The 2,840-nt window shown below is 70.8% G+C and carries 2 protein-coding genes and 1 pseudogene; 2 read left to right on the top strand and 1 reads right to left on the bottom strand.

Annotated features, from left to right (window positions below):
• Together AC30N0_RS14875 and AC30N0_RS14880 are read left to right on the top strand one after the other, a co-directional pair.
• Nucleotides 1-820: peptidoglycan DD-metalloendopeptidase family protein (locus AC30N0_RS14875; protein WP_489518685.1), on the top strand; the 820-nt coding region annotated here is incomplete at its 5' end.
• Between the two features lie 9 nt (nt 821-829).
• Nucleotides 830-1,691, top strand: a pseudogene (locus AC30N0_RS14880) (ribonuclease H-like domain-containing protein).
• Here the strand turns inward: AC30N0_RS14880 and AC30N0_RS14885 are convergent.
• A complete protein-coding gene (locus AC30N0_RS14885; protein WP_489518686.1) occupies nt 1,661-2,818 on the bottom strand; it encodes an iron-containing alcohol dehydrogenase in 1,158 nt (385 codons plus the stop codon). The pseudogene AC30N0_RS14880 and the gene AC30N0_RS14885 overlap by 31 nt on opposite strands.
• Nucleotides 2,819-2,840 lie beyond the last annotated feature (22 nt).

Below are 2,840 nucleotides of genomic sequence, written 5' to 3' on the forward strand. Positions count from 1 at the left end.
GCCCGGCCCCCGCGCCGCGGTCGCGGCCCCGCCCGCGGCCGCGGCGAGCGCTCCTGTCCTGTCCGAAGCACCCAAGGACCCTGCGGCGGAGAACGCCGGTCGTCCGGGCTTCTACACCGTCAAGCCCGGCGACACGCTGATCCGGATCGCCATGGACGCCGGCCAGAACTGGAAGGACCTGATGCGCTGGAACGGCCTGACCAATCCGAACCTCATCGAGGTCGGTCAGGTCCTGCGCGTGGTGGCACCGGGCACGGACCCGGCCATCGCGGTCGCCCGGCCGGTCACGACTCCCCGTGTTGAGACCCGCCCGCTCGATGCCCGGCCGGCCGCAGCGGCTTCTGCGCCGCTGACCGCATCGGCTCCTGGCGCACCGCCACCGCCGGCGCCGGCGGCTCCCGTGCTGCCGCCGCCCGTGGCTGCCGCGCCGAGTGCACCGCGTGACGCCGACGACGACGTCGCCTGGGGCTGGCCGGCCGCGGCTCCGGTGGCGGCGCCTTTCGACGATGCGCGCAACAAGGGCCTGGTTTTCCGCGGCAAGGCCGGCGACCCGGTCCTCGCTGCCGCCGACGGCCGGGTCGTCTACGCCGGCTCCGGCCTGCGCGGCTACGGCAACCTGGTGATCCTCAAGCACAACACGACGTACCTCACGGCCTACGCGCACAACCAGAGCCTGCTCGTCAAGGACGACCAGACCGTCCGCAAGGGGCAGAAGATCGCCGAGATGGGATCGACCGATGCCGAAGCGGTGCAGCTGCACTTCGAGATCCGGCGCCAGGGCAAGCCCGTCGATCCGGCCCGCCTGCTGCCGCCGCGCTGAGGCACGCGCATCGATCCGCACACGCCGCCCGCACCGAGGTCGTCCTGGCCGGTGCTGGTGTTCGACATCGAGACGATCCCCGACGTCGCGGGCCTGCGCGCCGTCCGCCAGACGGACCCGGGGCTCGACGATGCCGGCGACTACGCCGCCGAGATCGCCGAGCGCAAGGAGCGCGGCAAGAGCGACTTCATGCCGCTCTACCTGCAGCGGGTGCTCGTCATCAGCTGCGTGTTCCGCAACCCCGACGGGCTGCGCGTGCACTCGCTCGTCGACCGCGAGTCCGGTGGTCAGAGCCAGGAGTGCAACGTCATCCAGTCCTTCTTCAGGATGATCGAGCGGCACACGCCGCAGCTCGTCAGCTGGAACGGCGGCGGCTTCGACCTGCCGGTGCTGCACCACCGCGGCCTGCGTCACGGCGTCGTCGCCGGCAAGTACTGGGACATGGGCGAGGACGACCGCGAGTTCAAGTGGAACAACTACATCGGGCGCTATCACCTGACATCTCGACCTGATGGACCTGCTGTCGATGTACCAGCCGCGCGGCAATGCTCCGCTCGATGCGATGGCGCGCCTGTGCGGCTTCCCCGGCAAGCTCGGGATGGACGGCAGCCAGGTCTATCCGGCCTATCTGGAAGGGCGCACCGAGGAGATCCGGCGCTACTGCGAAACGGACGTGATGAACACGTACCTGCTGTACTGCCGCTTCCAGAAGATGCGCGGCGGCTTCACCGAAGCGGAGTACGAACGCGAGATCGGGCTCGTCCGCGACTCGCTCGCCGGCATCGACGAGCCGCACTGGCGCGAATACCTGGCCGCCTGGCCCGACGGCGGCTCAGCGCCTCACATCGAGGTCTCGAGCATCGCCACGTAGTCGGCGCGCGTCGCCAGGCGCGGGTTGGTCTTGTGGCAGTGGTCGGCCATGGCGCCGTCGATGATCTTGTCGAAGTGCTGCGGCGTGACGCCGAGCTCGGCCAGCCCTGACGGCAGCCCGAGCCGAGCGCTCAGGTCGCGGACGGCGGCGGCGACCGCCTCGCCGGAGTCGTCGTCGCTGCTGCTCGCGTCAAGGCCCATCGCCCGCGCCATGCGCGCCAGCCGGCGCTCGCGGATCATCGAATGGGCGCTGGCGTTGAAGCGGATCACGGCCGGCAGGAACAAGGCGTTGAGCGTGCCGTGGTGCAGTTTCGGGTTGAAGCCGCCTAGGCTGTGGCTCAGGCTGTGAACGCAGCCGAGACCCTTCTGGAACGCCAACGCGCCCTGCATGCTGGCGCTCATCAAGTTGAAGCGGGCCTCGCGATCGGCGCCGTCCTGTGTCGCCCGCTCGATGTGCCGCCAGGCCCGCTCGAGGCCGTCGAGCGCGATGCCGTCGGCCGGCGGGTTGATCGCGCCGGACATGAAGGTTTCCATGCAGTGGGCGATGGCGTCCATGCCGGTCGCCGCGGTCAGGAAGCGGGGCAGCCCGAGCGTCAGTTCCGGGTCGCAGAGGGCGCCCTTGGGAATCAGGTGCGGGCTGTGGAAACCGAGCTTGCGACCGTCGTCGACGATAACGATCGCGCCGCGCGCCACTTCGCTGCCGGTGCCGGCGGTGGTCGGCACCGCGATCAGCGGCGCGGCGCGGTCGGTGATCTTCGGGCTGCCGCCTTCGATCGTCGCGTAGGTGGCCAGCGGCCCGGGGTGGGCGGCCATGATGGCGACCCCCTTGGCCAGGTCGATGCTGGAGCCGCCGCCGACGGCGACGAGGCCGTCGCAGCCCTGCTCGGCGAAGATGCGCGCGGCGTCGCGGACGGCGGCCTCGGTGGGGTTCGACGGCGTGCCCTCGAAAACCGCGTACGGCAGGCCCTGCAGGGCATCGAGCGCCGGCTGCAGCACGCCTGCGGCGCGCACACCGGCGTCGGTGACGACCAGCGGGCGCCGGATGCCGATGCGTTCGCATTCGGTTTTCAGCAGGCGCACGGCGCCGTGGTCGATGTCGATCTGGGTCAGGTAAAGGATGCGTGCCATGGCCGGGAAGTATGCTGTCGCC

This window comes from Rhizobacter sp. (assembly GCF_031412495.1).
Taxonomy (GTDB): domain Bacteria; phylum Pseudomonadota; class Gammaproteobacteria; order Burkholderiales; family Burkholderiaceae_C; genus Schlegelella_A.